General features: G+C 56.0%; 28 protein-coding genes. 18 read left to right on the top strand and 10 right to left on the bottom strand.

Going from position 1 to position 20,760, the window contains the following annotated elements; genetic code table 11:
- The first annotated feature begins 49 nt into the window (after positions 1–49).
- Together KY379_RS09120 and KY379_RS09115 are read left to right on the top strand one after the other, a co-directional pair.
- A complete protein-coding gene (locus KY379_RS09120) occupies positions 50–817 on the top strand; it encodes a hypothetical protein (protein ID WP_084851759.1) in 768 nt (255 codons plus the stop codon).
- Positions 814–1,635 carry a hypothetical protein gene (locus KY379_RS09115; RefSeq protein WP_224372727.1) on the top strand — a complete coding sequence of 274 codons (822 nt, stop codon included), beginning with the start codon at positions 814–816 and terminating at the stop codon, positions 1,633–1,635. The genes KY379_RS09120 and KY379_RS09115 overlap by 4 nt, the downstream gene beginning before the upstream one ends.
- Before the next feature lie 119 nt (positions 1,636–1,754).
- On the opposite strand, the gene KY379_RS09110 is transcribed toward KY379_RS09115, so the two are convergent.
- On the bottom strand, positions 1,755–2,462 hold the full coding sequence (locus KY379_RS09110) for a CPBP family intramembrane glutamic endopeptidase (protein WP_158242111.1): 708 nt from the start codon (positions 2,460–2,462) through the stop codon (positions 1,755–1,757).
- A 170-nt stretch (positions 2,463–2,632) separates the two neighbouring features.
- On the bottom strand, positions 2,633–3,049 hold the full coding sequence (locus KY379_RS09105) for a hypothetical protein (RefSeq protein ID WP_084851761.1): 417 nt from the start codon (positions 3,047–3,049) through the stop codon (positions 2,633–2,635).
- 223 nt (positions 3,050–3,272) lie between these two features.
- Here KY379_RS09105 and KY379_RS09100 point away from each other — a divergent pair, with 223 nt between their 5' ends.
- Positions 3,273–3,923, top strand: coding sequence for an SOS response-associated peptidase (locus tag KY379_RS09100; RefSeq protein WP_084851762.1), 651 nt, complete (start codon positions 3,273–3,275; stop codon positions 3,921–3,923).
- Positions 3,924–4,856: 933 nt separating this feature from the next.
- Here KY379_RS09100 and KY379_RS09095 read toward each other — a convergent pair.
- Entirely contained in the window at positions 4,857–5,621 is a 765-nt protein-coding gene (locus KY379_RS09095) for a hypothetical protein (protein WP_145994177.1), read from the bottom strand.
- A gap of 204 nt (positions 5,622–5,825) precedes the next feature.
- Here KY379_RS09095 and KY379_RS27375 point away from each other — a divergent pair, with 204 nt between their 5' ends.
- Both KY379_RS27375 and KY379_RS09090 read left to right on the top strand, forming a co-directional pair.
- A complete protein-coding gene (locus KY379_RS27375) occupies positions 5,826–6,203 on the top strand; it encodes a DUF6283 family protein (RefSeq protein WP_220185819.1) in 378 nt (125 codons plus the stop codon).
- Positions 6,204–6,279: 76 nt separating this feature from the next.
- A complete protein-coding gene (locus tag KY379_RS09090) occupies positions 6,280–6,636 on the top strand; it encodes a hypothetical protein (protein ID WP_084851775.1) in 357 nt (118 codons plus the stop codon).
- A gap of 153 nt (positions 6,637–6,789) precedes the next feature.
- On the opposite strand, the gene KY379_RS09085 is transcribed toward KY379_RS09090, so the two are convergent.
- The 3 genes from KY379_RS09085 to KY379_RS09075 form a co-directional block, all read right to left on the bottom strand.
- Positions 6,790–6,990, bottom strand: a complete 201-nt coding sequence (locus tag KY379_RS09085) for a hypothetical protein (protein ID WP_084851778.1) — start codon at positions 6,988–6,990, stop codon at positions 6,790–6,792.
- Between the two features lie 156 nt (positions 6,991–7,146).
- The gene (locus KY379_RS09080) at positions 7,147–7,647 is read right to left on the bottom strand and encodes a hypothetical protein (RefSeq protein WP_084851780.1); all 501 of its coding nucleotides are present in this window, start codon (positions 7,645–7,647) and stop codon (positions 7,147–7,149) included.
- A 106-nt stretch (positions 7,648–7,753) separates the two neighbouring features.
- On the bottom strand, positions 7,754–8,185 hold the full coding sequence (locus KY379_RS09075; RefSeq protein WP_084851782.1) for a hypothetical protein: 432 nt from the start codon (positions 8,183–8,185) through the stop codon (positions 7,754–7,756).
- Positions 8,186–8,315: 130 nt separating this feature from the next.
- Here KY379_RS09075 and KY379_RS09070 point away from each other — a divergent pair, with 130 nt between their 5' ends.
- Positions 8,316–9,629: a phospholipase D family protein gene (locus KY379_RS09070; RefSeq protein WP_084851784.1), complete on the top strand. Its 1,314-nt coding sequence runs from the start codon at positions 8,316–8,318 to the stop codon at positions 9,627–9,629.
- A 12-nt stretch (positions 9,630–9,641) separates the two neighbouring features.
- Here KY379_RS09070 and KY379_RS09065 read toward each other — a convergent pair whose 3' ends face one another.
- The 3 genes from KY379_RS09065 to KY379_RS09055 form a co-directional block, all read right to left on the bottom strand.
- Complete coding sequence (locus tag KY379_RS09065; protein ID WP_084851785.1) at positions 9,642–9,902, bottom strand: hypothetical protein; 261 nt, start codon at positions 9,900–9,902, stop codon at positions 9,642–9,644.
- Complete coding sequence (locus KY379_RS09060; protein ID WP_084851788.1) at positions 9,892–10,221, bottom strand: hypothetical protein; 330 nt, start codon at positions 10,219–10,221, stop codon at positions 9,892–9,894. Before KY379_RS09060 ends, KY379_RS09065 begins: the two co-directional genes overlap by 11 nt.
- 508 nt (positions 10,222–10,729) lie before the next feature.
- Positions 10,730–11,407, bottom strand: a complete 678-nt coding sequence (locus KY379_RS09055; protein WP_084851865.1) for a GNAT family N-acetyltransferase — start codon at positions 11,405–11,407, stop codon at positions 10,730–10,732.
- Between the two features lie 173 nt (positions 11,408–11,580).
- Between KY379_RS09055 and KY379_RS09050 the strand changes: the two genes are divergently transcribed.
- The 12 genes from KY379_RS09050 to KY379_RS08995 all read left to right on the top strand — a co-directional run bounded on the left by KY379_RS09050 (position 11,581) and on the right by KY379_RS08995 (position 19,724).
- Positions 11,581–11,934 (top strand): hypothetical protein, encoded by a 354-nt coding sequence (locus KY379_RS09050; RefSeq protein WP_084851790.1) that lies wholly within the window; start codon positions 11,581–11,583, stop codon positions 11,932–11,934.
- An 80-nt stretch (positions 11,935–12,014) separates the two neighbouring features.
- A complete protein-coding gene (locus KY379_RS09045) occupies positions 12,015–12,596 on the top strand; it encodes a hypothetical protein (RefSeq protein WP_084851792.1) in 582 nt (193 codons plus the stop codon).
- A 568-nt stretch (positions 12,597–13,164) separates the two neighbouring features.
- Positions 13,165–13,491 (top strand): hypothetical protein, encoded by a 327-nt coding sequence (locus tag KY379_RS09040; protein WP_084851798.1) that lies wholly within the window; start codon positions 13,165–13,167, stop codon positions 13,489–13,491.
- A 121-nt stretch (positions 13,492–13,612) separates the two neighbouring features.
- Positions 13,613–14,404: a hypothetical protein gene (locus KY379_RS09035; RefSeq protein WP_084851800.1), complete on the top strand. Its 792-nt coding sequence runs from the start codon at positions 13,613–13,615 to the stop codon at positions 14,402–14,404.
- Between the two features lie 173 nt (positions 14,405–14,577).
- Positions 14,578–14,832 carry a hypothetical protein gene (locus KY379_RS09030; protein ID WP_084851802.1) on the top strand — a complete coding sequence of 85 codons (255 nt, stop codon included), beginning with the start codon at positions 14,578–14,580 and terminating at the stop codon, positions 14,830–14,832.
- A 57-nt stretch (positions 14,833–14,889) separates the two neighbouring features.
- Positions 14,890–15,474 (top strand): hypothetical protein, encoded by a 585-nt coding sequence (locus KY379_RS09025; RefSeq protein ID WP_139813982.1) that lies wholly within the window; start codon positions 14,890–14,892, stop codon positions 15,472–15,474.
- A 246-nt stretch (positions 15,475–15,720) separates the two neighbouring features.
- Positions 15,721–16,311 (top strand): glutathione S-transferase family protein, encoded by a 591-nt coding sequence (locus KY379_RS09020; protein ID WP_084851804.1) that lies wholly within the window; start codon positions 15,721–15,723, stop codon positions 16,309–16,311.
- Between the two features lie 106 nt (positions 16,312–16,417).
- Positions 16,418–16,699 carry a hypothetical protein gene (locus KY379_RS09015; protein WP_084851806.1) on the top strand — a complete coding sequence of 94 codons (282 nt, stop codon included), beginning with the start codon at positions 16,418–16,420 and terminating at the stop codon, positions 16,697–16,699.
- A 14-nt stretch (positions 16,700–16,713) separates the two neighbouring features.
- A complete protein-coding gene (locus KY379_RS09010) occupies positions 16,714–17,211 on the top strand; it encodes an NADAR family protein (protein ID WP_139813983.1) in 498 nt (165 codons plus the stop codon).
- Positions 17,212–17,316: 105 nt separating this feature from the next.
- Positions 17,317–17,727, top strand: coding sequence for a hypothetical protein (locus tag KY379_RS09005; protein ID WP_084851810.1), 411 nt, complete (start codon positions 17,317–17,319; stop codon positions 17,725–17,727).
- Between the two features lie 132 nt (positions 17,728–17,859).
- A complete protein-coding gene (locus tag KY379_RS09000) occupies positions 17,860–18,354 on the top strand; it encodes a hypothetical protein (protein ID WP_084851818.1) in 495 nt (164 codons plus the stop codon).
- A gap of 848 nt (positions 18,355–19,202) precedes the next feature.
- Positions 19,203–19,724: a hypothetical protein gene (locus KY379_RS08995; protein WP_084859120.1), complete on the top strand. Its 522-nt coding sequence runs from the start codon at positions 19,203–19,205 to the stop codon at positions 19,722–19,724.
- 656 nt (positions 19,725–20,380) lie between these two features.
- Here the strand turns inward: KY379_RS08995 and KY379_RS08990 are convergent.
- Positions 20,381–20,599 carry a hypothetical protein gene (locus tag KY379_RS08990; RefSeq protein WP_084851825.1) on the bottom strand — a complete coding sequence of 73 codons (219 nt, stop codon included), beginning with the start codon at positions 20,597–20,599 and terminating at the stop codon, positions 20,381–20,383.
- Positions 20,600–20,760 lie beyond the last annotated feature (161 nt).

The raw sequence follows: 20,760 nt of genomic DNA, 5'->3' as shown, positions 1-20,760 counted from the left end.
CGGCTTACGCAAGACAGTCATTACAGCTCCACCCACAAACGGCGGGCCCATGCTCAATACAAACGATCTTTCATTTCAAACCACCTCTCAGGCGTACCGCACTCTTCTGGCCGGCAGCGCCGACCGGGCGCTGAGCTTTTCATCCTTTGCCGTCGTTCTGTTACGAGCTGGGGAGCTTCACCTTGCTCTAACAAACGATGGGCTGATCGACATTGGAAACGCTCTACCTCTCACTGATGAGCTTTGGGACATCGAGCGGGGATGCTGGAGCGCGCATGCGTCCGCTGAGCTCACGCTCGGCACAGTGAACTATCCGATGACGGTCAACATCAGCGGCCACAACATCTGCAGCTTCAATGCGGATAGCGTGCGGTTCACCTTCGAAGGGGACGACATTCAAGATCCAACGATCTCGGAGTGCGGTCGATTCGCCACACCACCCTCCTACTATGGCTTCCGCCAACTGGAATCCTCGGTCTGGGAACTGGATATCGGCGAGGGGGATGTACTGCAGCTTGCTGGAGAGACCTTCCTACGCAGGAACCAGGCAGGCGACATCCTAGGCCGTGTGCTGATTTCGCAGATCCAATTTGACTTCGAGTCGGACACTGTCGACCAGGTGGCCACGCATCTATCCGACGCTCTATCTCGTGCTTTGCACGTCTCCTCAGGGATGATCGAGTACCCGGTGCCCTCATTGCTTGCTGAGGCGGTCGCAGAAGGCTTCAAGCTGGGAATGTTTGAGGTGATCGGAAACGGTATTGCCCGAATCACTGCAAAAGGCAGGACCATGGCTCAGGGTGGGGTCTCGGTATGACTGGGCAAGCACAGGGCAAGCTGCATTCCCAAGACGCCAGGCTGATCCGCAACATCAGCCAATACCTGGACAGGGCACTTTCCCAGTGGCTGGCCTCACAGCCACAATTGAGCATCGAAGCGAAGGTAGAGATACCGGACTTGTGGGGCTCGCTCATGTCCGTAGCGGTGGCTCATGCACGATGCCTAGTAGGGCATTTCCAGATACCGAGTCAAGGTGAGGGCCTGGAACTGTTTCTGGACACATGCCACGAGCGGTTTCTCTTCCCCGACGTTCAGCCAGCGTTTCCGGCGTCTGCTTTCCTTCAGAGGGTAACCTTGGCCGAATGGGCAACTCTTGCAAATGACCTTCAGGTCCCGATCTGGGTGGCTGAAGAAGTGAAGTCCTGGGGCAATCGTCAAGGACTGCAGAGCAGGGACAGCGGGGTTAGTGCCGGCGAGGTTGCACCCCGTTTGGAGCCCAAAGCCCAAACCCAGGCCACCCTGGGTGAACCGGCGGGTAAAGCAAAAAAATACAATGTCGAAAAGGTGCTTTGGTTCGCAAGCGAACCCAAAGGTCTACACGTCTCGCCGAATGAGTCAGCACGCTTTAGCGACCTGGACGAGATCGTTGAATCGCTGGTAGAAGCTGGCCAGCTCGAGGAGGCTTCGCGAGACAGCACAGGTACCTATTACCGGTGCACCCATAGCGGGCTGATTGCTCACTTCGAGCTTAAGCTGAAATATCGAACCAGCCAGGGTAAGTCGACCACCGAGGTAGAGGCAAAGCTGGCAGAGCTTCGTGGCTGCGGAACCCTTAACCGTGCAACGCCGGGGTAAAAGGTGGCGGATCGATAGCGGGCAATGAACGGCTAAAGATTGCGAAGACTACCCCCGGCAACCGGGGGTAGAAGTATTGACGGGGACTGGAACTTTGAAGTCAAGGCTCCCGATTCACGCTATTCCCATTGAGCGACTACCCAGTTCAGCGACAGCCCAATGACTACAGCCGAGCTATGCATGAGGATGGGCACCAGCAGTCCACCGGTTTGAATTCGCGCCAGCGCGAGTAGCACACCCAGCAGCGCCATCAGCAGCAGTGTTGGCCAGTGGTTGTACTGACTATGGATGAGCATGAACATGCTGGCGGTCACGAGAACAGCGACCCATTTCCAGATCTGGCTGTTCAGGGGGAAGACTTGAACGAAGAAGTGGCGGAAAAAGAGCTCCTCAGAGATTGGCGGCAAGCAGATCAGCATGAGCACGCACAACACCCGCTCAGGAAGGCTCAACCCGGAAAAGAGGTTGACCATGAAATCCTCGCGGGGGAAGCCTAGACCCACATCAAGGCCTACGCAGACCAGGTAGACCAGCAGCACCAAGGGAAGGAACAATTTCAGGCTCCTCCCCACATCCTGGCCAATCAGTGAACGAATGCCGGAGATAGAGCGCATTTGCACCACAAGCAGCATGATCAGGGCCAGTGCCACCAAGCCGTGCGTCCCGGCTGTCCAGAGAGAATTCCAGTTCTCTCGGCCGACAAGGTTGAAAACTACGCCGCTGCCTAACATGAAGATCGATGCGGCCACGAAGGCAAATATGATTCGCAGCCACAGAGGCTGGGTCGACCTGGCGGGTCCTTTCAAGGTGATGGATTCAAACTGCACGTGGAGCATCCTTCGCTGTTGGGTTGACCTCCATATTAACGCGAGGCCTCCCCTTCCCATTCAAACCCACCACGGCAAAATGAGGGGAAATGCACAGAAACCCAAACAACACGACTAGTCCTGGTAGTAAGGATTAGCCCATGATTCACAGCTGCATGAATGGATGAGTTTCAAATTGTCCCTTGATCCCAGCCATCTTCAGACACTTCCACCATAGCCACAGCCTCCGGTTGCTCCATCATTCGGCGGACGAGTTCTGCTACGTTGGCCGAAGCCTGGTAATAGACGGCCTCGGACCGTTCGAAATTTGCGAACAGCAGATCTTTGCGAATCTGTGGGATATCACCTTCGTACTCCAGGGCCGCCAACGCTCGCTGCAGGCCTTCTTTGGCCCGTTGAAGCTCCCCTATGTACGAAACCAAGGGGCTTCGATACACGAACTCATCTTCATCAGCAGCTTCAGTGGTGCGTCCGAGTACCAGCAGAGCTGCTCGCTCCGCTTGCGCCTTAGCCGGCAGCGCGGAGGCTGCAGGATCGGTCTGTACCCTGTCGAGGGCTGCGGCGAGGATGGTCAAGGGGGCGGACATCTGTACTCCTTACAAGATTCGGTTCAACGTCTACTGACCGATTGGACAGGTAAATCAGTCACACCCATCTGATGAAAGGTGGCAGACGTGTTGCATGCCGGGCCGAGAGCCATCCCCCAACCTCGGTATTCAATCGGCCGATCCATGCATGGCCCTATCAGTACAGTGCGACATACGATGTCGTCTGTGGTCTATCCTATGGCACACCCTACGGAGGCAGACCATGTGCTCACATTACGAGGCGCCTTCGCAGCAGCGCCTTCTTGACGGCTTCGGCGTCACGCCTCAGCTCCCGTTTCAGCCGGACTTGTGGCCAACCTACCGCGGCCCCTTTGTACGACTGCCAGATGAAGAGGCTGGCGACGAAGAACGACCATCATTTGAGGCCTTGCTCGGACAGTTCGGGTTGCTACCGTTTTGGGCCAAAGAGCCATCCCTCGGAAGGCGAACCTACAACGCACGCTCTGAAACAGCCTCAAGCAAGCCTTCGTTCCGTGACGCCTGGAAAAAGGGGCGGCATTGCATTATTCCCGCTATCGCGATCTACGAACCTGACTGGCGCTCAGGGAAAGCCGTGCCGACCAGGATCACACGTAGCGATGGAGGGGTAATGGCCATCGCTGGGCTATGGGATGAGTGGCGGTCCCCGGCTGGCGAACTCCTTCATAGCTTCAGCATGCTCACGGTCAACGCCGACGATCACTCCCTCATGAACCAGTTCCACAAACCCCAGGATGAGAAACGATCGGTCGTCATTCTTCCCAATGGATCAATCACTGATTGGCTTCGAGCCGGAGCGGCTGATTCGATGGACTTCATGCGCCTTTACCCTGCCGAAAAACTGACAGCCGAGGCTAGGCCTACCCATTACTGACCGAGCATCCTACCGATGGATTTTTAGAGGTGCACCCCAAAAGGGGCCATCCAAATTCAACCGCTGAGGGAGCGGCATCAACAACATGCGACTGCTGACGCCAGAGCCACCTGGGCCGGGCGCTCTCTTCACTCCAGGCATGACGGTGTCAGGCCTGGCCCTAGCCGGGGTTGGGGTTTTCGCCCTGCAGCGCAGAGCAGTGCCTATTTGACTGGTCGTAGACCAAAAACACGGTGGTGCAGTCGAGCCGCAGCTTGCTCAAGTGTCCCCTCAGGTTTGGGAGATTCAACTGCTGCCTTGCGCACATCCAGACTGGTGGTGCTTAGCCGAGGTAGGACATCAGTCAAATCTTTAGCCGCGGCCCCGCTGGCGGGATTATCCATTTGGTCGCAATAGCGCCTCGCCCCAGGGGGCTGATCAGCCTGATGAAGGCCTACGCGCTCAGCGAATACCCGAGCATTAGCTTGATGCTGGTCTTCGCCGGTGGAAACAATACGCTTATAGACGTCGGTCACACGGTAGCCAAACCTGGACAATGCATCCTCATCCAGCGTCGCGATCGCCGAACAAGCGACCATACGCAACGTGGCAAGCTGTTCGGTTAGCGCCGGCATGCCAGGGAAAAGCCATCCGCCATTCTCTAGCGGTGAACAATCCACGGATAAGTCGGATGCGAGCTTGGGTGCCCACTTCATCTGAATCTCGAAAATCATGGCTAGGGGCGCAAATACGTCCCCCTTTTAGTCGAGTTCCGGCTGTATCGGGCCACCAGCTTGCTGAATGACCGACTTGATCGATTCAAGGATCTGCTCGGGAGCTACAGATAGGCCGTCAGTGGCGGCAGCCTGCCTGAGACTTCGGGTGATTGCAGAAATGTTCAGCAGAGGGGTTGAGGTCATGGTCGAATCACCCAGTTTTCTAGACTGTATCTCGCTACTGTGCAGGAGTAGCCATGGCGACCTTACTCAAGTCGCAAGCATCTGCTATTGGTTCCGGCACAGCCATCCCCCGATCACGGTAGCCCTGGCTCAAACCTGAGCATGCTGCAGCTCGTGGCCAGTTATCCACGGCATTGGCTCCGTAGCTCATGAGTGACAGAAGGGTCATATACGTCTTCATGTCTTCATTGCTGTTAAGCCTGTTGACCGCGGTTTTAACCTCCTCATAGTCAGCCACTGAGAGGTCCAAACTACCCTTGCGCTCGAACTTGTCCATGAGGACTTGCTTGGCCTCAGGAAGGCCCTGGGCGATCTCGATCAACTCGACAACCTTCTCGGAAGGCGCCCGCTTGAATTTTGGATGATTGAGATACCCCACCGCCATCAATATGATTCCCGCCCCAATGCAGCAGGCAACAACTGAATTCTTAAGTGCCATAGCCATACCTGTTTCGCCCTCCCCTCGTTTTGCCTTTCCAGCTGCCCGCTTCAGTAATCCCATGCGGACAGCAAATGCTAAGCCGGTCGTTCCCATAACCACGGCTAGCTTTTGGTGCTCGAGCAGCAGACACACTTGCGAGGTTGCCATGAATAGGCCTGCGGCCAAACCCAAGTTGCCATCACGATCAAGAACCGAAAGAACGCGTCTTGCCTTAGAAGCGAGTTTCGAAAGCACGGTATCTCCTGACAGACTGAATCGAAGCGGCCAGTTTCTCACACCGAATGCGCTTGACCTCCAAAACTGAGTGATCATTTTCATGGCTCACACTCTCAGCGTGGAATTAACCAGGCTCGCTGGCCACCCATGAAGTCTCAAGGGTTCTGCCACACCCACCCTACCCTCAAGCTTTCCAACCTTGCCGCCCAGCCGGGCTGGCTTACCGCGCATCATTCGGGCCGGGAGATCAACTGCCCCGGTATCTGCGATAATTGCGCTTGAATCACACCGCACAGGTTCCCCCAAATGTCCAGCTCTTGCGAACTCAACCCTCTGAACAAACCGTGCCGGTCCTGCCCATGGCGCGTCGACCAAGACGCACAGAGCATCCCCAACTTCGACTTGGAGCTCGCTGAGCGGCTGGCTCACTGCAGCCCAGATGAAGAAGGCATGGGACCAAGCTACCTGGACCCTCTCTTCGCTTGCCACGCCAGCCGGCACGGCGAGGAATTTGCCTGTGCTGGATGGCTAGCCCGGGTCGGGCATGCCCACCCCCGTGTGCGATACCTGGTTAGCACTGGGAAAATTCCGGAGCAGGCCCTGGAGCCAGGCAGTGACTGGCCCGCGCTGCATGAGACATACCCGGAGGTGCTCGACAAACTTCGGGAGACTTCGATCGAGTGAGGTAACGCGCTCTGGCCTCTGCCACACTCACCTGTAATCGAAGATGGCTCCATCCCACCTACCCTTAGGAGCCATCATGGATATGAACAAAAAGCTGACAACAACCGGCATCTTTCGCCCGGGACAGCCGCCTCAACTCTTCCCCGAGTTAGACGCCCACCTGAATCGCATGCAGTCCTTGGCCTTCCGCATTGGTGATCAACTCACCGGTCAGCCAGCAGGCACTGTGGCAATCATCAGCAAGGAAATGCAGATCGGGGTTGTCCCATTCCGTGGAAAGATCGAGACGGTCATGCTCGAGCATACACGCCCGACCAGCCGGATGATGATGTTCAGTGGTTCTGCTTCACCAAACAGGTGTACCAAGAGTGTGACTGGGGTGCCGAGGATCAAATTGATGAGATCAGTGAGCAACTGGAAGCTTGGCTCTTGAGCCCGATCTTTGAGCAGTTGAACCCTGTAGATCGCCTACTGCAACTCGCGCATGGCCTGGAAAATGGATCGAGGACTACGATAGCTCTCTTGCTCCAGAATGAAATTAGCTCAGCCTGGCAGCCCATCCCCGAGGGCTGCCAATCAGAAGTCCTTACGCTGCAGCCGGGCGTGCCAGTTCCTGGCAACGTAGCGCCAGCTTATGCTGGTAGTCGGCACCGGTGCAGGTGCCCTCAAGACGAATCACATCGCCTAGAGTGATGTGCTTTGCGCCATCTGCACGGATCTGCGCCAGCAAAACCTCGCACAGCCTCACTACGTACTGCGGTGCTTTGTGCTCAGCATCCTGCTTCATCGCATCTTTGCTGCCATGCCGGGCAGCAACACCGTTAACAACTAGTGTCCAGTATGGTTCCAGCTCGTGTTGGGTCCGCGTCATGTCTTCAAGGTCTCTGGCTAAGGAAATGAGCAGCCAAGGGGTCAGTCCTGGCCGCAATCGGCTGGTCGCTGTCTATGCGGCGTGAACCTGCTTCAACACAGCAAGGCCCAGGGCAGTGAACGTGATTTCAAAGTCGTCGTCATCCTTGTGCAAAGACTCTGGCATCTCTGCCATCAGCCCTTTCTCGCGGCATGCTTTGGCCAGGCGGAACTCCTCACGCGGGCAGCTTATGTAGCTCTTCAGGTTGAGGTCACGATCGAAGCCGTTCAGGAATGATTTCTGTGGTGCCGTCAGCTTGGTAGCAAGGCTGGCGGCTTGCCGATCCAAAAGCCACTGATCAACATCCTCAGCGCGGACCTCGACCTTGGCCCATGCCGCAAACGCAGTGCGGGTGGAGTTGTTCTCGGTACCGGCCGCGATACCGCCTGAGGAGACATGCGATTTGTAGCGGAGGCAGTCATTATCCGCGTCCGCTGCATAGAGCTTGTACTCAGGGCCTTCCGCGACGACCTCACGCAGACCGCTCTTTCCATCGCTGTAGAAACGCGCGACACCGATATCCTGCTTTTTCATGTTCTACCCATCCTGAAATATTGGCCACATCTGGGCCTGGTCCGTAGTTTGAATCAGCATAACGGCAGGCTAGGCGTGCCAGTACCCCCATTCAGGGCAATAACCCCTACCCCCTCATCTCCGCTTCGATTTCACACTGCAACTCCCTAGCGTGTGCGTCGACAGTGGCCTGGTCCCCTGGGATGTAACGAGCAGGTAGATCTTGGAGTGGTGCAACGACAATCGGGGGCAGCCCAAACTGATCTCCAGTGATGTCCACTACGAATGCTTGCCCAGCTTTGCTGGCCTCGATCCAGTAATGGCCGTGCCCGACCTTGCCAATGAACAGCCCACCATCGGCCTCACCATCTCCGCCCCGAACGATGGCTTGATAGCTCGTAAAGCGGTTGATCAGTGTCTTACACAGCACCGCGGCATACAGGCAGGCTCCCGATGTCCTCTGGTGCCCCAGCGACTGGGCCAGAAGGCTCTCGAAAACCGCGAGCGTGCTACTTGCCAGGCTGGACACTTCAGGAGGAGCTAAGTGGTGGACTTTCATCAAACCGGTTCCTGACTGGGCAGGCCATTGTAGGACCTGAGCGAGCTGCTCACCACCAGCCACGCTGGCGGTATAATGGCCATCCTCAAAGCCAGTGCGCCTCGCGCTCCAGTAGTCCAGGGATGGTGGAATGATCCGCATCAGAACCAAGATGGCCCCGCGTTGGAAAATGCAGATCCAGGAGGCCACCACGCCCCTGACTGTTCTCTCCCCCTACATCACCAAGAACAGCACTCTCACAATGCTGGCGGAGAAACAGGCCACGTTCTATACCCGGTTCGAGGTTCGGGATTTTGTATGTAGGGCGTCCACCCTGGCAGCCTTCAAGCACCTTCTAGCCAAAAATTGCAAGATCTACGAGATTAAAGACCTTCACGCGAAGGTGATCATGGACGATGAAAATTTCGTCACACTCGGAAGTCAAAACCTCACCTATCGTGGCTCTACGGAGAACAAAGAGCTCAGCGCTTGCTTTGATGACGGCCACCCTAAATCCTGTGAGAGGGTCCGAAGTGTCGTCAAAGACTGGACCGCTGACCCTGGCGTGCAACCAATCGACTTGGCCAGGGTTATCAGAATGGGTAGGGATGTCAGGGCTGCTAAGAAGGCATACGAAGAATTCAACAAGGTCATCTCAAATATCCAGGACGATGCTGACTTGTACCAGGCCGGCAGGATCCAGGCTGCAAAGGACCGACAGGAGCGCGTTAGAGCTGCACGCAAGGCTCAGAACTTGGCAGCGCTTAGGAATGCTGTCCAGACAGCTACACCGTCTGGCGTGACGCACACTGGCGTCGTCAGGCCGTCGAGGAAATCCCCGTGCCTCAAATTTAACCAAACCACCAATCTGCTTGAATGGACCAGGAAGAACGGTTCACCGTTGCCACCGATGGAGATGTCGAGCCGGTGCTTATGTGTTCTAGACCAGCAAAAGGTGGGCTGGGCGCGGCTTGCCAGTCAGCAGATCACCAAATTTGCTCAAAGCATGACCATCGGGGGAATACTGCCCAAGCCCTTTGATCAAGTTCGCGTAACACTCTCTGCGACCCTCAAGGATCTGAAGCGCGCGTCCTCGGATGCCACCATGGTCGCCATCCTGAAGAATGACCAGGGTGCAGAGCTATGTTCAGTCTCCATCCTGTACTCAATCGACAATACCAGCGTGCTCGGCGTCGGTGGGCCTAAGGCTAAACGGACAGGAAGGAAGCCGAAAGCGATAGATCATCTCAGATCGGAGCTGAAAGCCTGGATTGAGAGCAACACACCTGAGCTGGAAAGCCGCTTGAGCAAGAACATCACCAGCACGACCCCTTTACCCAGGAAGCTTGAAGGGTTGAATGCGGATGCGTTCTTGGGAGGCATAGGATCGACGATCGAGGTGACCATGGTCTTCAAAGGACGGAACGGAACCAAGCCAATCCTTGTGGCGAAGACCATTAGCTGATCGCTTGTGGCCTCACAGGCCTGTTCGACGCTCAATCGCATGCTGCTTATGAAACGTTCGGCCGATCGCACGCTCCGAGACGTTGCGGCGAAATTTGGAGTGAAGATCTCCTCGGCGCTCAGGCGGAGAGTCGACCCTGGTCATCCAGAATCCAAGGTTCGACTCCCAAGAGTCGCAAAAAAACAGCAATCCCTCCCAGTTCTGGAAGGTGAAACCAATGGTTTCGTGGTCTGGATCGGTCTGCGTGGTCTTGATCACTTTTTCATGCAGCACAGGCTGCCCCTTCAGTTTGTGGTGGCTGGCCAGGTCGGAACACGCAGTTGCAGTCATCATCGAAGTGAGCAATGCAGGCACCTTTCGCATCGAAGTACTTGACCCGCCATTTAGGATGGCAAGGGTGATCGTGGGTGCCCATCTTCAACTGGTTTGAATAGCGGACCTTCAGGTGGGCGCTGTCAGTCATGCCGACGATGGTGCCGATATCACCATCCACCTCGACCTGCATCTTCAATTGCGCAAACTCCAAGCCACGGTGTTTGATCATGGCGGCCACAAACAACTGCGCTTTCGTTCTTTTGCGGACAAGTTGCATTTGGATTTCCTTACAATTCGGGTGGGGCCGGGCGGCATACCGCCGGGCAGTGTTCGCAGACCGCTGTCTTAGGTTGCACAGCCTTACCGTGGAGTGAGCGGCGGAGGTCGCCAGTGACCGAATGCCCGCAGCTAAGCTGGTACACGAATGAGCCAGGTCTATCGTCTTTTTTTACGCTCTTCACTTTTCTACGCATGCATGCGCTCCTTTGCTCTACGTTGAACCCGCTGCCTGAACGATCATCTCGATGCTGCTCTGCAAGCCATTCATCAATGAGGAGATCTTCCTGGGAAAACTCGCGTGCCAACATCCCCAAATCACGATTTCTTGCTAGATGCCGCAACCGGCCTATTCTGCCCCTACGCGAAAGCTGACAACTCTCGGCAGTTCAGTGGACCAGGTATAGGCATCCGGGGCTCGCCCGTAACCCGCCGCCATGCAAGTTTCGTTGCCAGGCTTGGGAGATGAATCAACTGGCCACTCGCGCAGCTCCCCGCTACCCCATCCCTCAACCAAGCCGGCGCTTCACGTACTCAGCCGCCTGGCGCTCAAGCTGACCAATGTGTCGGTGAAGCTGCTTTTCTGCATAGAGCATCTCCTTTCGCCCCCATCGTTGCATTTGCTGACCTAGGATGGCCTGAGCCTGGGGGGAATGTAGGAGTTTGGCCGCGTCGACAACCTCGATCGTGCCGGCCGAGCTGGCCTCTCGAGTATTCATCACCACCTGGGTATTTCGAGCACGAAGCACTCGGAACCCCAGGCGCTCGTAGAAGGGGACTTTACTTATCGGGCAGGTCAACTCTGCATGGGGATAGGCCGATAGCGCGCGGGCTATGAGGTCAGAGCCAATCCCACGACCCCGATGAGACTTCAGAACGGCCATATAGGTGATGCCGCAAGCTCCGGGGTGGGTTGGTATGGGCAAATACAGCAGAAAGCCCACGACTGTTTGGTCGTCATCGTCAAAAGCAACAAGCAGCTCGGCGGGCGGCTTCTCAGGCTGGCCAATCCACTGGGTGTAGTTGAAGATTTCCGCCGGCAGAACCCATTCATGTACCTCGTAGAGGTAGTTGCTCGCAGGAATCGCCAGCATGCTGAGATCCGTCAGATAGTTGGCTGCCATCTGGCACACCTGGTTGGTAACCGCAGGCGGCGGTGACGTCTCGTTAAAAAGCGTAATGGGCATTTGAATCCTCGTGGGTTCCTTTCCTGAGCGTTGGCTCGTGAGCATGCCCGAGTATATCGAGTAACCTCCTGCTGCCCACCAAATAGGGTTCTGGCACGGCCATTTGCCTCCTAGGATGGAACCAATCGCGGACTTAACGTCCCGCCCTTCCCTTCAAGCAGAGGAAAGCTTTTATGTCGAACGCCTTCGGTCAAATGTTCACTAGAAACCCCAGCGGTAGCCACAGCGCATGTGACTATGATGCTGCTGTCCTTTCGTTCGAGTTCAACGGGATGGCAATCACAAATCCGTTCGTTGATGAGAGCACCATTGTGCAGGTGGACCCTACCTACTACGGCTTCGCGGAAGCCCAGATCGGGGTCATAAAAGCACTCCGGCTCAACCTCCCTGAGGGCCGTTACATGCTGCTGACTGACGAAACTGGAGTTCAGCTCCCAGACATGGATGATGTCGATCGCAACTTGCTCAAACTCTACGATGCAGAAGGCAAGTTGAGCGCCTACTGCTTCATTGGTCATATCCCATAACGGCACACCCAGTGCCCCGTTCCTGCAAGATACGGGGCCACCCTCAGCAGAGATGTCGAGCCACTCAACAAGGAAGCCCTATGCATCAGTACGACGAAATTATCAGCCAGGCCCAGGGCGCCCGAGCCGCAGGATCAGCCAAGGTTAATCCGTATCCTGAAGGCAGCATCGCGCATGCATTTTTCGAGCATGGCTGGAATCTTCCTCGCCTCTCGCATGACCGGGCAGTTGTCGCGAATGAGATCCAGCGGCTGAGATCGGAGCTGGAGTATGCCCGGACCTTTGAAGCATCCGCCGCATACCAGGCGGGGCGTCATGAGGGTACGGTCGACGCCCGGGCGCTACTTTCCAACTATCGCGTGTTATTGCAAGACGCTCGGCATCGTGTAGCAAACCTTTCGCGGGCGCCGGTACCGTTCGCTGACCCTTTGGACGGTCCGGTTTTGGCAAGATTGGACCGCGCCGCCGAGCAGCTTCTTAATGCGGCCGACGTTATCCCCTCAACTGATGGTCAGGCCCTTGTGCGCCACCCACCATCGCAGATCAGGATATGGGCCGACATGTACACGAACATGGGTGGCCACGCGCTTATGGTCGACATGCTGTTGGCGTACCTGGCAATCGCCACCAACGGCGCCGACACCACGCCTCTTGCCGAGTGATGGCTGGGGGTTTCGCGGTTCTCTGACTTAAAAGGGAGGCCATGTCAGTCTCCCTTTCTCATGTTCTCGACGAGCACTTTTACCTCCCGTCATGGGATGTGAATACAGACCCGAAATCCCTTCTCTGAGGCTTCTGCCACAACTGCTGAGCCGTGAGTATGAACTCATCAACTACTCACCTGAGGCTGCACCATGGAAGTCATCTCGCTACCCGTTATCAGCACCAACCATCTGTCGAAGGAGGTAGCCACACTGCTAACTGAGAATTGCGGACGGAACCCCTGGGTGCCCTGTGCGGCATGGGAGAGCGGGTATTTCATCTCCCTCTTGGGAGTCGAGGACAAGATCCAGAATGGCGTCGACGTTCCGCAATGCCTTCGGGATATCGCGTCCTGGCTGAGCGGAAAAGCCCTGCCATGCTCAAACGGCGATTCCAAGTGGACTGCCACATGGGTCCACTTTGATCAGAGCGCTGACACGGTTGAGGATCTCCCGGTCTACGAGTGGTAAGCCACACGCAGCTTGCAGCTCTCCCTGCCATCAACCCACACATCAATCAGGCACTATCATGACCCCAACTCTCGACACCGCAATATCATCTGCCGGCGTTAGCCCTATCACGGGAATCAAACTCTCGGTACCGGAATTGTTCACAGAGCCGACCTTTCAGGCCTGGCTCAACTCATCGCAGGCCATGACTTGGCACCACCGGCAAGGTCCGGTATGTGAGGGTGATATTGCCGATGTGGTCATATTCGTGGATCCGTCGTTATCCGGTGAAGGCACAGATACAGATATGCCCGGCTGGGATCTGGTCGTTGAAAAACTTCGGGCTGCAATCGGCAGCGGTCCCTTCGGCGGGAACCACTTTGTAGTTGTTTTGAGCAACAGCTAAAGCCTGGAACCTAATCGGGGCGACGACCTATGTCAAAGTGCGCCCCAATCATCCTGAAGGCTTCTGGCACATCGAACCCGGCATGAGACTGGCACCATCCAAACCAGCCAGGTACATCACAATGACTCGCCAGCAACCCAAATTTGAAGTACAGGATCTCGTTCAACTCTTGGCCGATATCCGTGCTCCGCACATCGCGAATGAAATCTCAGGCCAGGCTTTCAAGCCTCAAGCGCACCCACTCTACATCGAGTACTCGCTTGAGTTGCTGCGCCAGCTGCTGCCCGTCGCCGCGCTTGAGAAGTCGTATACCGGCGCAACGTTCAACCATCGGCACGACACCCCTGATCATTTGGTATGCAACCGGACTGTTCGGATGATGCTCAAGCTGCTCGATGATGCGTTCTATGAGCGATTCAAAGCCGAGCATCCGAGAATGCCAAAACAGCTGACTGTTCAGGAGTGGGGAGGTTTCATGCTGTTGCTCCGCTCCCACGACTGGCACAACGGCGTCCCTGTGTACCCAAGTGCAGGTTTTGGGGTGGATACGTCGATCCCGCTGGACTTCATTACCGAGGAGCAATGCGCAATGGCCCGCGCCGCAAGACTTGGGATCGCATTGCTTGATCATGATCCTTTCGATTTCGCCAGAGAGATCAAGGGCTATTACCCAAATACCTCTCTGTCTGCCCTAGTCCTGGTTGTGACCAAAGCCCAGAGCAAACAGCGTGTGTCCCACATTGTCGATACCGCGCGTGGGCCTGCTGGCGCGTTTGTCTATCACGCAACGATCGAGCAAGCCGAGCAAGGTGTTGATACTGCTGCCGAACAATGGGGCTGGACACTTACCCATGGGGAGCGCGAATGCGCTATTCAAGGGCTACACCTGGCTCCACCGGCCTCGCCCCTCTAACGGTTCTCGCTGAAGACCACACCCTGATGAGCCAGGATTCTTGCCCGGCCAGCGCCAGTCCCTGCGCGGGGTGTGGAATCGACGCCACACGAGAATTGATCGCTGGCAAGGCTTCTGCCACACCCAGGGCAACCTGACGATAGCTCCAACAAACTTCAATGGAGCTTCGTCACATGAACAAAACTACCAATCTCTCGATCTATGCGGACAGCCCCCAGGCGCGGGCCAACGATGACCGACTGACCCCGCCGCAGACAACGCCTGTCCTGAGCCAGGAAGAGGACGAAGCCGGCTGGGCTGAGTTCACCCGCCTCACACAAGAATCGCGTGAGCGCGACAAGCAGCGCTCCAAAGCAACGGTACAGATGGGTCTACGCAAGCTTGAGGCGTGCCTCGGTAATCCACACCTCAAGGCTGAAGGAAAATAAGCAACGTCTGTCTGGGCTGACACCGGAGATTTCACCTGTATATTTAGGCCATCAACCATGGATTCTGATGTTCAGGTAATTTGGAGTTTTCTGAAGATGTCCACAACTGTAAAGAACTCTGCGCTTGCCGTCGCTTTGAGTGTTGTTTTTCTCGCCACAAGCGCCGGTGCATCAGAGGACACACGCTTAGCAAACGGCAAGCCATGCTATTCGACCGAACGAACGTTCTACGCCGAAGATGGTGTTACTCCATTTCAGTGTCAAGCATCTGGAGGGCCGGCGTACGCGTTTAAGGTCTATGTCGGCGAAAAGCTCCTGTGGGATGGAATACTGTCCGCAAAAGACGCAAGCGTTCAGTTCGATCTCCCAGGAGACGTTGCTGGGAAGCAAGCACCTCAGCTAGTGTTGACTAGAGATCTTAAGGCTGACCCTGACGGTCATGTAATTTTTTTCGGTGAGGAGCACCTCCAGGCAATACTACACCTCGAATCCGAGGACGGTTCTGTGCATGTGCCGACAACACAGAGCATTGGAATATCTCTCCGCGTCAAAGACACCACTATCGTTGATCCGGTTGGGCCTATCGCGGGTTCATTAGTAGATTTCAGTACCTATCGTTTAGTGGTCAGACCAGCGAGCTAGAACTATCCGCCGCTGTGTTCGTGCCGATTTCTAATCTAATTCCCCGGGGCGACTCTGAACATCTGGGAACAACTGGCCCGGCCTGAGTTCTTCGACTCTGAAAGAACTTTGGAAGGCCGCAAAGACAAGCTTTCGTTCCCGATGTTCGGAAATGCGAAAGTCCATTGGTTAGGCATAATTTGCTTTGTAGTACACGCCTAGGCGTGTACTATGTGTGCATCAGCCAAGCACAACGGAGTTTCCACAATGTCCATTTCCTCCAACACCAAGCTGTTCACTTCCGCCAACTGCGTTAAATCGCACATTGTGCGATTCGCTGCCGAAGTCAAAGGGCTGGAGTATGTTGAACTCGACATGGATCAACACGCCAAGCTGGCGCTGGCCGTGGACGTTACCGAGGCTCCAAGCCTGAGCGATCGCCATGTCACCACTGGCGAGCTGGACATCATCATTGAGTACATCGACGAGCAGCACCCGCAACCTCCCCTGCTGCCTGCAAACACCGCCAGCCGTGCCGTCTACCGTAAGCAGGTTCGCTCCTTCCACAAGCAACTGTTTCCGCTGCTGAGCGCCGCGAAGGCCGGCGACATGGCCGCACAAGCAGGCTTGCGCGAGTACCTGCATCAAATGGACAGCATGGTTCAAGGCGTTGCGTACTTCGCCAGCAGCCAGATCAGCGTCATGGATGTAACCATCGGCCCTTGGCTGTGGGCGGCTAAGGAGGCTGGCTTGTGCCTGAAGCCGTACCGCGCACTGTCTTCCTACGCTGACCGCTTGTTCGCACTGCCTGCGTTCCAAGCCAGTCTCAGCCAGCATGCGAAGGAAATCGCGGCCTAACCGATCAACCGAAGGGCCAACTTAGGTTGGCCCCATCGGCAGCATGAGAAGGCATAATTCCTACTTGAGCGCCGGGCATGGCCCGGCCACGTTACCGGTACCAGCTATGCACTTTGACCACCCTGTATGCACCCACAAGAACGGCACCGCCAGCTTGGCTGACGAGCACGCGCGGATGCCTGATGACTTCGAATCTTTGGAACCAGGACCGAAGCCGGGGGTTGAAGGGATCTTGGCTCAGGACGCATGGGCTCGTGAAGTCATTGATCAAGTTGAGTGCATTCGTTCCCAAGAGCCGGACCTGAATTTTTACCACCTCTGCAGAAAGGCAGGCGTTACTGTCCAGCAGTACAAGGATGCGCGGGCCTATTACGGGGGCTTTCAGTGATAACAGCTAATGGCATGTTGCTGTTTCACCACAGGTCTGAGATCTACAGCAACTGGTTCTTGCGAGACTTCACCATGAGGGGGTTGACCTTCTCCTGTGTGGAGCAGCCGCTGATGTATGCCAAAGCCAAGCTGTTCGGCGATGAGGTCCGAGCTGCGAAAATCATGGCCACACCAGATCCAGCGGAGCACAAGGCCCAGGGTAGACTCGTTAAGGGCTATGTGGAGAAAGTGTGGGTCGCCAAGCGCCGCCCCATCCTCAGGCACAGCCTGTACGCCAAATTCACTCAGCACAACGACCTGAAAGCCAGTCTGCTTGGGACCGATGACTTGGAACTCGTAGAGGCCAGCGCCAGCGATACGATTTATGGCTGCGGATTTTGGGAGACTAATCCCCGGATCTACGATAAGCGCAATTGGCGAGGCGAAAGCCTGCTGGGGCTAGAGTTGATGTGTGTCAGGGCTCAAATCCGGCTAGAGGTCGATTCGGGGGTACCCCACAGGCAGTACTAGAAACGGAGCTAAAACGGCGCACCTACCAGGGATGGGGTACCATTGGCTCCTTTTCTTGGCCTGACAATCAATCTCGCCCGTAGGGCAGTACTTAGGATTCACTTTGTGCGTTTACTTCTCTCTTTCGCCTGGCAATACCTTGTCCTCTGGTGTGCCATCAAAATCGGTTTCGCGCTGCAGGTGATCGATTCGGTCAAGGTTCCAGTCCAGGATGCCAGGGTGTGCGAGCTGATTGGCCAGTCCATTGAAAATGGCGCATGCCGCATGGTAGGCCGGGCGGTTGGAAATCTCGACAGTACCTGGACTATTACCTCCCATACGAATGATGCCATCACTCTTTCGCACATCAACCCAGGGTTCATGATGTACGACCCACGTCTTTGGCACATGCTGGGCGGTACGATCGGAGTTTCAGTTTTGATCATTGCGACCATCCTCCTGATGGTCCTGCCTCTTATTTGGCTGGCACCCGAGCTAAAACTCGGCCACCACCTACGACGCTTGGCGTCGAAGTAATGTTCTTGCCCCTCCCCTAATTCGCCGCCGTCGCGACCAATGATGCCGGTGAAATTCGGCACCCCATTTTGAGTTGCAACCCCTCTTCCTCAAAGTAACCTTGGGATTTCCAGCCAAATCCCAAGGTGCCTCATGAAAGCAATCCTCCTCTCAGCCGCTCTTGCCTTGAGTGCAACTGCTACCCAAGCGAATGATCTATTCAAGATCGACACAGAGCTGAAGATGAACGGCAAAGTCGTCTCTTCCACCAGCGCGCAAATGTTGGCCAGGACTTTCAGCCAGGTAGAGAACACACAGAGCCAGGCCTACGTCGAGTCCGTCACCATGAAAGGGGATGAGGTAATAGATCTGGTGCAGAATCGGGTGGAGACTGGTTACGGGTTCTTCAGCTCCGCCTATGCAACTGGTGAAGGAAAAATCCAACTGTCCTATACGATGGACTATACCCGGCTGCTCTCTATGCGCCGTAAGCCGATCGAGGGGACGGCCGCATTCATTGAAATCCCAGAAACTGAGTCGATCATCAATGCAGGCTATGCGGTACTCACTCGCGGAGAGCCTTTTACGATCCGCGGCGGCAGCAAGCATGGTCAGTGGGAACTGATGGTGACAGCAACCAAGATCTGAATCAGGGTTACTGTATAGGGGCACCAGCAAGGAATTGCTGGGGAGGTGCTGGGTAACTTAGGCATACCCAGCAAACGGCTGGCCAGCAGCGCGAAATGGAGGGCGGCACCTCAGGCGGTGCCGCCGGCTTCGGCTCAGATGAAGACTTGTTGAGCGCCACCACGCGGGAGGCGATTGCGGCCTGGCATTTCGGCCAAACGATGACGCCACGATTCGCTCGGGCTCAGTGCCGAGGGTGATTCGGATACACGCTGTGCTACATGGGCAGCAGGCGCTGCCTGTGCCGTCACTGCAGGCTGACGCGCTGGCGTAGCAACGGTCTTCTGCTCAGGCTCTGCACGAGGGGCTGCTTTCTTCTCAAGCGTTCGCAGGCAGGACTTACATGTAACCTGCCCCTGATCCTGGGTGATAGATAGACTCGCGCCGGTACGACCGCAAGAGGAAGTGTTCAGGGCTTGCGAAAAGTGAATGACCACGTTTGTATCTCCGATGAAGGTGCGCTATGTGCACAGCCACCAGCGCGCTGGCAGTAGCTGTGTTCGTTGAGGAGGCCATCGTCTCAGCGAAATGCGCGTGCCAGAACCACCGAAGAGGAAATTTTTCGCATGCCGGATTTGGGTTGCCCCTCCTAAATTCGATGAAGAGAACCAGGGCCAGTAATACCGCACTGGCAGGCATTTGGGTAACAGCCGTTAAGCTGGCAAGGCCATTCAGAGTTATGAGCTGTCGTTGACCTGCGACGCTCTGGAGCTGAGGGTGGTTACCAATCGACTCCCAAGATGGGAATGCTACGGCAGTGTTCTTTACCCTGACCGAACCTTAACTTATTGTCGCGCTCGAGGAGCCAGATGACCGAGCAAAAACCAAGGGTGTACACCGAACGATTTTACATGCGCAGGCTTGGGCCGGCGCTGGCTCAGATTTTACGTGATCAGCTCGACTTTCTAGGCCCGCGACTGATCGTGGGTGCAGATCGAGCCACCTTCACCCCGGGCTTCGCATTCGAGGGTATGGTGGGAAACGCTTACCGCCAGCGCCAGCACACAAAGCTGAGTGATGAACCGAGCGGCGACACCTGGTTCACTATTGGCATGGATACCGGGGAAAATTGGGCAGTTGAGTACCTGCTGGGGGAGAACAACAACGTCAAGGTTCGTACACCAGCTGCGGAACTCAACTGGGTACATGAGACTCTGGGCCTGGCTGAAACTGTGGTTCGACCGCTATTCGTGGATTGGGTTTTGCGTCGCGGCCTGACCAGGGAATTTGGTCCTGATTACCATGACCGTCTTGCGGAGGAAGTAACGTACCGGCGCTACAACCGGGATCTTGCTCTGCTCTATAGCAAATTTGGCATCCAGTGCCGGTAAGCCTCGCACTGCCAGCGGCGTGTCCAGCACGGCCGCTCTAGTGTGGCCGGGTAGAGGCATCGCCCACACCAAGTCAGTCAATCCGACTTTCTCGCATGACCAGATGTCTGCCTCGCAACAATTGCCACGTTCAAAATGTGCGAACGGCACCCTCGCAGGCTTCTGGCACTCGTGCTAATGCATCACAATGACGAATCTTAATTGTGGACCTCGGCAGTGGTTCTGCCCTGGCCCTTCGGCTCATTCATCACTGCAGATCAGCAGACTAAAGGAAAAGTGATGGCCCTCGAATACTGGCTAGAAACGAGTGTCCTTCGTGACCGTGTGTGGCTCCAGGCCTCTGATGGCAGCACCGTTGGACGCTTCAGCCCTCGGGGCATTGACTTGCATAACACGATAACCGAGCAGATGGCCGGCCTTGGGGAATGCAGGCTGTGTACACATGGCGCAACGTCCGTCGAAGACTGGACTCTGTTTCGCGAAAAGGCTTTCGAGTGGTGGGGTATCGAAGTCCCGGCTGACGCCTTCGATATCAAGTTGCTTGCGGGCTCTACTGCTACTCCAAGCGACAACACAGCGGCCGGCGCAATAGCGGTTACCCCCGCGGGGAGCTGACAAGATTCAGTCAGCCAGCGTTGTCCCTGGCCGGCCAACTTTCAGTTTTTTGCTTGCTCGAGCTGCTTTGCGCGGCGGCGAGCAAAACGCTCGCTGGATTTGGCCGAGTGCCAGTATGCGAAGATCAGCAACGCAGTCATGAAAAGGCTTTTGACCACGTACCATAGGCCATAGGCGAGGATGGTTGCACCATAGACCGCAAGCGCCCAGGGGAACACGGCAACCAGGAGCAAAAGGGCGAAAATTATGGCTAGCGGCATGGATTCCTTCCAAAAAGCCTAATTGTAACAGTTGCTTAAAGGCAGTCCGAGGGAACCGGGGCATCACGCCAGAGCCTAGCAGCTCAAGCTTTCGGCCTGGCCAAGGCGGTTGCGGTTGAAGGAGAGGAGTCCTCACACCAATCTCAAATCGGCTTCTGACA

It is taken from the genome of Pseudomonas sp. HD6422 (assembly GCF_025377065.1).
In the GTDB taxonomy this organism is placed as follows: domain Bacteria; phylum Pseudomonadota; class Gammaproteobacteria; order Pseudomonadales; family Pseudomonadaceae; genus Aquipseudomonas; species Aquipseudomonas putida_U.
The sequence above is the reverse complement of the archived record's forward strand: the minus strand, read 5'-3'. Positions and strand labels throughout refer to the sequence as shown.

Excerpts from the sequence above, each read along its gene's own strand:
- KY379_RS09120 (WP_084851759.1), top strand. The coding sequence starts at position 50 with ATGCTCAATACAAACGATCTTTCATTTCAAACCACCTCTCAGGCGTAC.
- KY379_RS09115 (WP_224372727.1), top strand. The coding sequence starts at position 814 with ATGACTGGGCAAGCACAGGGCAAGCTGCATTCCCAAGACGCCAGGCTG.
- KY379_RS09105 (WP_084851761.1), bottom strand. The coding sequence starts at position 3,049 with ATGTCCGCCCCCTTGACCATCCTCGCCGCAGCCCTCGACAGGGTACAG.
- KY379_RS09100 (WP_084851762.1), top strand. The coding sequence starts at position 3,273 with ATGTGCTCACATTACGAGGCGCCTTCGCAGCAGCGCCTTCTTGACGGC.
- KY379_RS09095 (WP_145994177.1), bottom strand. The coding sequence starts at position 5,621 with ATGAAAATGATCACTCAGTTTTGGAGGTCAAGCGCATTCGGTGTGAGA.
- KY379_RS27375 (WP_220185819.1), top strand. The coding sequence starts at position 5,826 with ATGTCCAGCTCTTGCGAACTCAACCCTCTGAACAAACCGTGCCGGTCC.
- KY379_RS09090 (WP_084851775.1), top strand. The coding sequence starts at position 6,280 with ATGGATATGAACAAAAAGCTGACAACAACCGGCATCTTTCGCCCGGGA.
- KY379_RS09085 (WP_084851778.1), bottom strand. The coding sequence starts at position 6,990 with ATGAAGCAGGATGCTGAGCACAAAGCACCGCAGTACGTAGTGAGGCTG.
- KY379_RS09080 (WP_084851780.1), bottom strand. The coding sequence starts at position 7,647 with ATGAAAAAGCAGGATATCGGTGTCGCGCGTTTCTACAGCGATGGAAAG.
- KY379_RS09075 (WP_084851782.1), bottom strand. The coding sequence starts at position 8,185 with ATGAAAGTCCACCACTTAGCTCCTCCTGAAGTGTCCAGCCTGGCAAGT.
- KY379_RS09070 (WP_084851784.1), top strand. The coding sequence starts at position 8,316 with ATGATCCGCATCAGAACCAAGATGGCCCCGCGTTGGAAAATGCAGATC.
- KY379_RS09060 (WP_084851788.1), bottom strand. The coding sequence starts at position 10,221 with ATGCAACTTGTCCGCAAAAGAACGAAAGCGCAGTTGTTTGTGGCCGCC.
- KY379_RS09055 (WP_084851865.1), bottom strand. The coding sequence starts at position 11,407 with ATGCCCATTACGCTTTTTAACGAGACGTCACCGCCGCCTGCGGTTACC.
- KY379_RS09050 (WP_084851790.1), top strand. The coding sequence starts at position 11,581 with ATGTCGAACGCCTTCGGTCAAATGTTCACTAGAAACCCCAGCGGTAGC.
- KY379_RS09045 (WP_084851792.1), top strand. The coding sequence starts at position 12,015 with ATGCATCAGTACGACGAAATTATCAGCCAGGCCCAGGGCGCCCGAGCC.
- KY379_RS09040 (WP_084851798.1), top strand. The coding sequence starts at position 13,165 with ATGACCCCAACTCTCGACACCGCAATATCATCTGCCGGCGTTAGCCCT.
- KY379_RS09035 (WP_084851800.1), top strand. The coding sequence starts at position 13,613 with ATGACTCGCCAGCAACCCAAATTTGAAGTACAGGATCTCGTTCAACTC.
- KY379_RS09030 (WP_084851802.1), top strand. The coding sequence starts at position 14,578 with ATGAACAAAACTACCAATCTCTCGATCTATGCGGACAGCCCCCAGGCG.
- KY379_RS09025 (WP_139813982.1), top strand. The coding sequence starts at position 14,890 with ATGGATTCTGATGTTCAGGTAATTTGGAGTTTTCTGAAGATGTCCACA.
- KY379_RS09020 (WP_084851804.1), top strand. The coding sequence starts at position 15,721 with ATGTCCATTTCCTCCAACACCAAGCTGTTCACTTCCGCCAACTGCGTT.
- KY379_RS09015 (WP_084851806.1), top strand. The coding sequence starts at position 16,418 with ATGCACTTTGACCACCCTGTATGCACCCACAAGAACGGCACCGCCAGC.
- KY379_RS09010 (WP_139813983.1), top strand. The coding sequence starts at position 16,714 with ATGTTGCTGTTTCACCACAGGTCTGAGATCTACAGCAACTGGTTCTTG.
- KY379_RS09000 (WP_084851818.1), top strand. The coding sequence starts at position 17,860 with ATGAAAGCAATCCTCCTCTCAGCCGCTCTTGCCTTGAGTGCAACTGCT.
- KY379_RS08995 (WP_084859120.1), top strand. The coding sequence starts at position 19,203 with ATGACCGAGCAAAAACCAAGGGTGTACACCGAACGATTTTACATGCGC.
- KY379_RS08990 (WP_084851825.1), bottom strand. The coding sequence starts at position 20,599 with ATGCCGCTAGCCATAATTTTCGCCCTTTTGCTCCTGGTTGCCGTGTTC.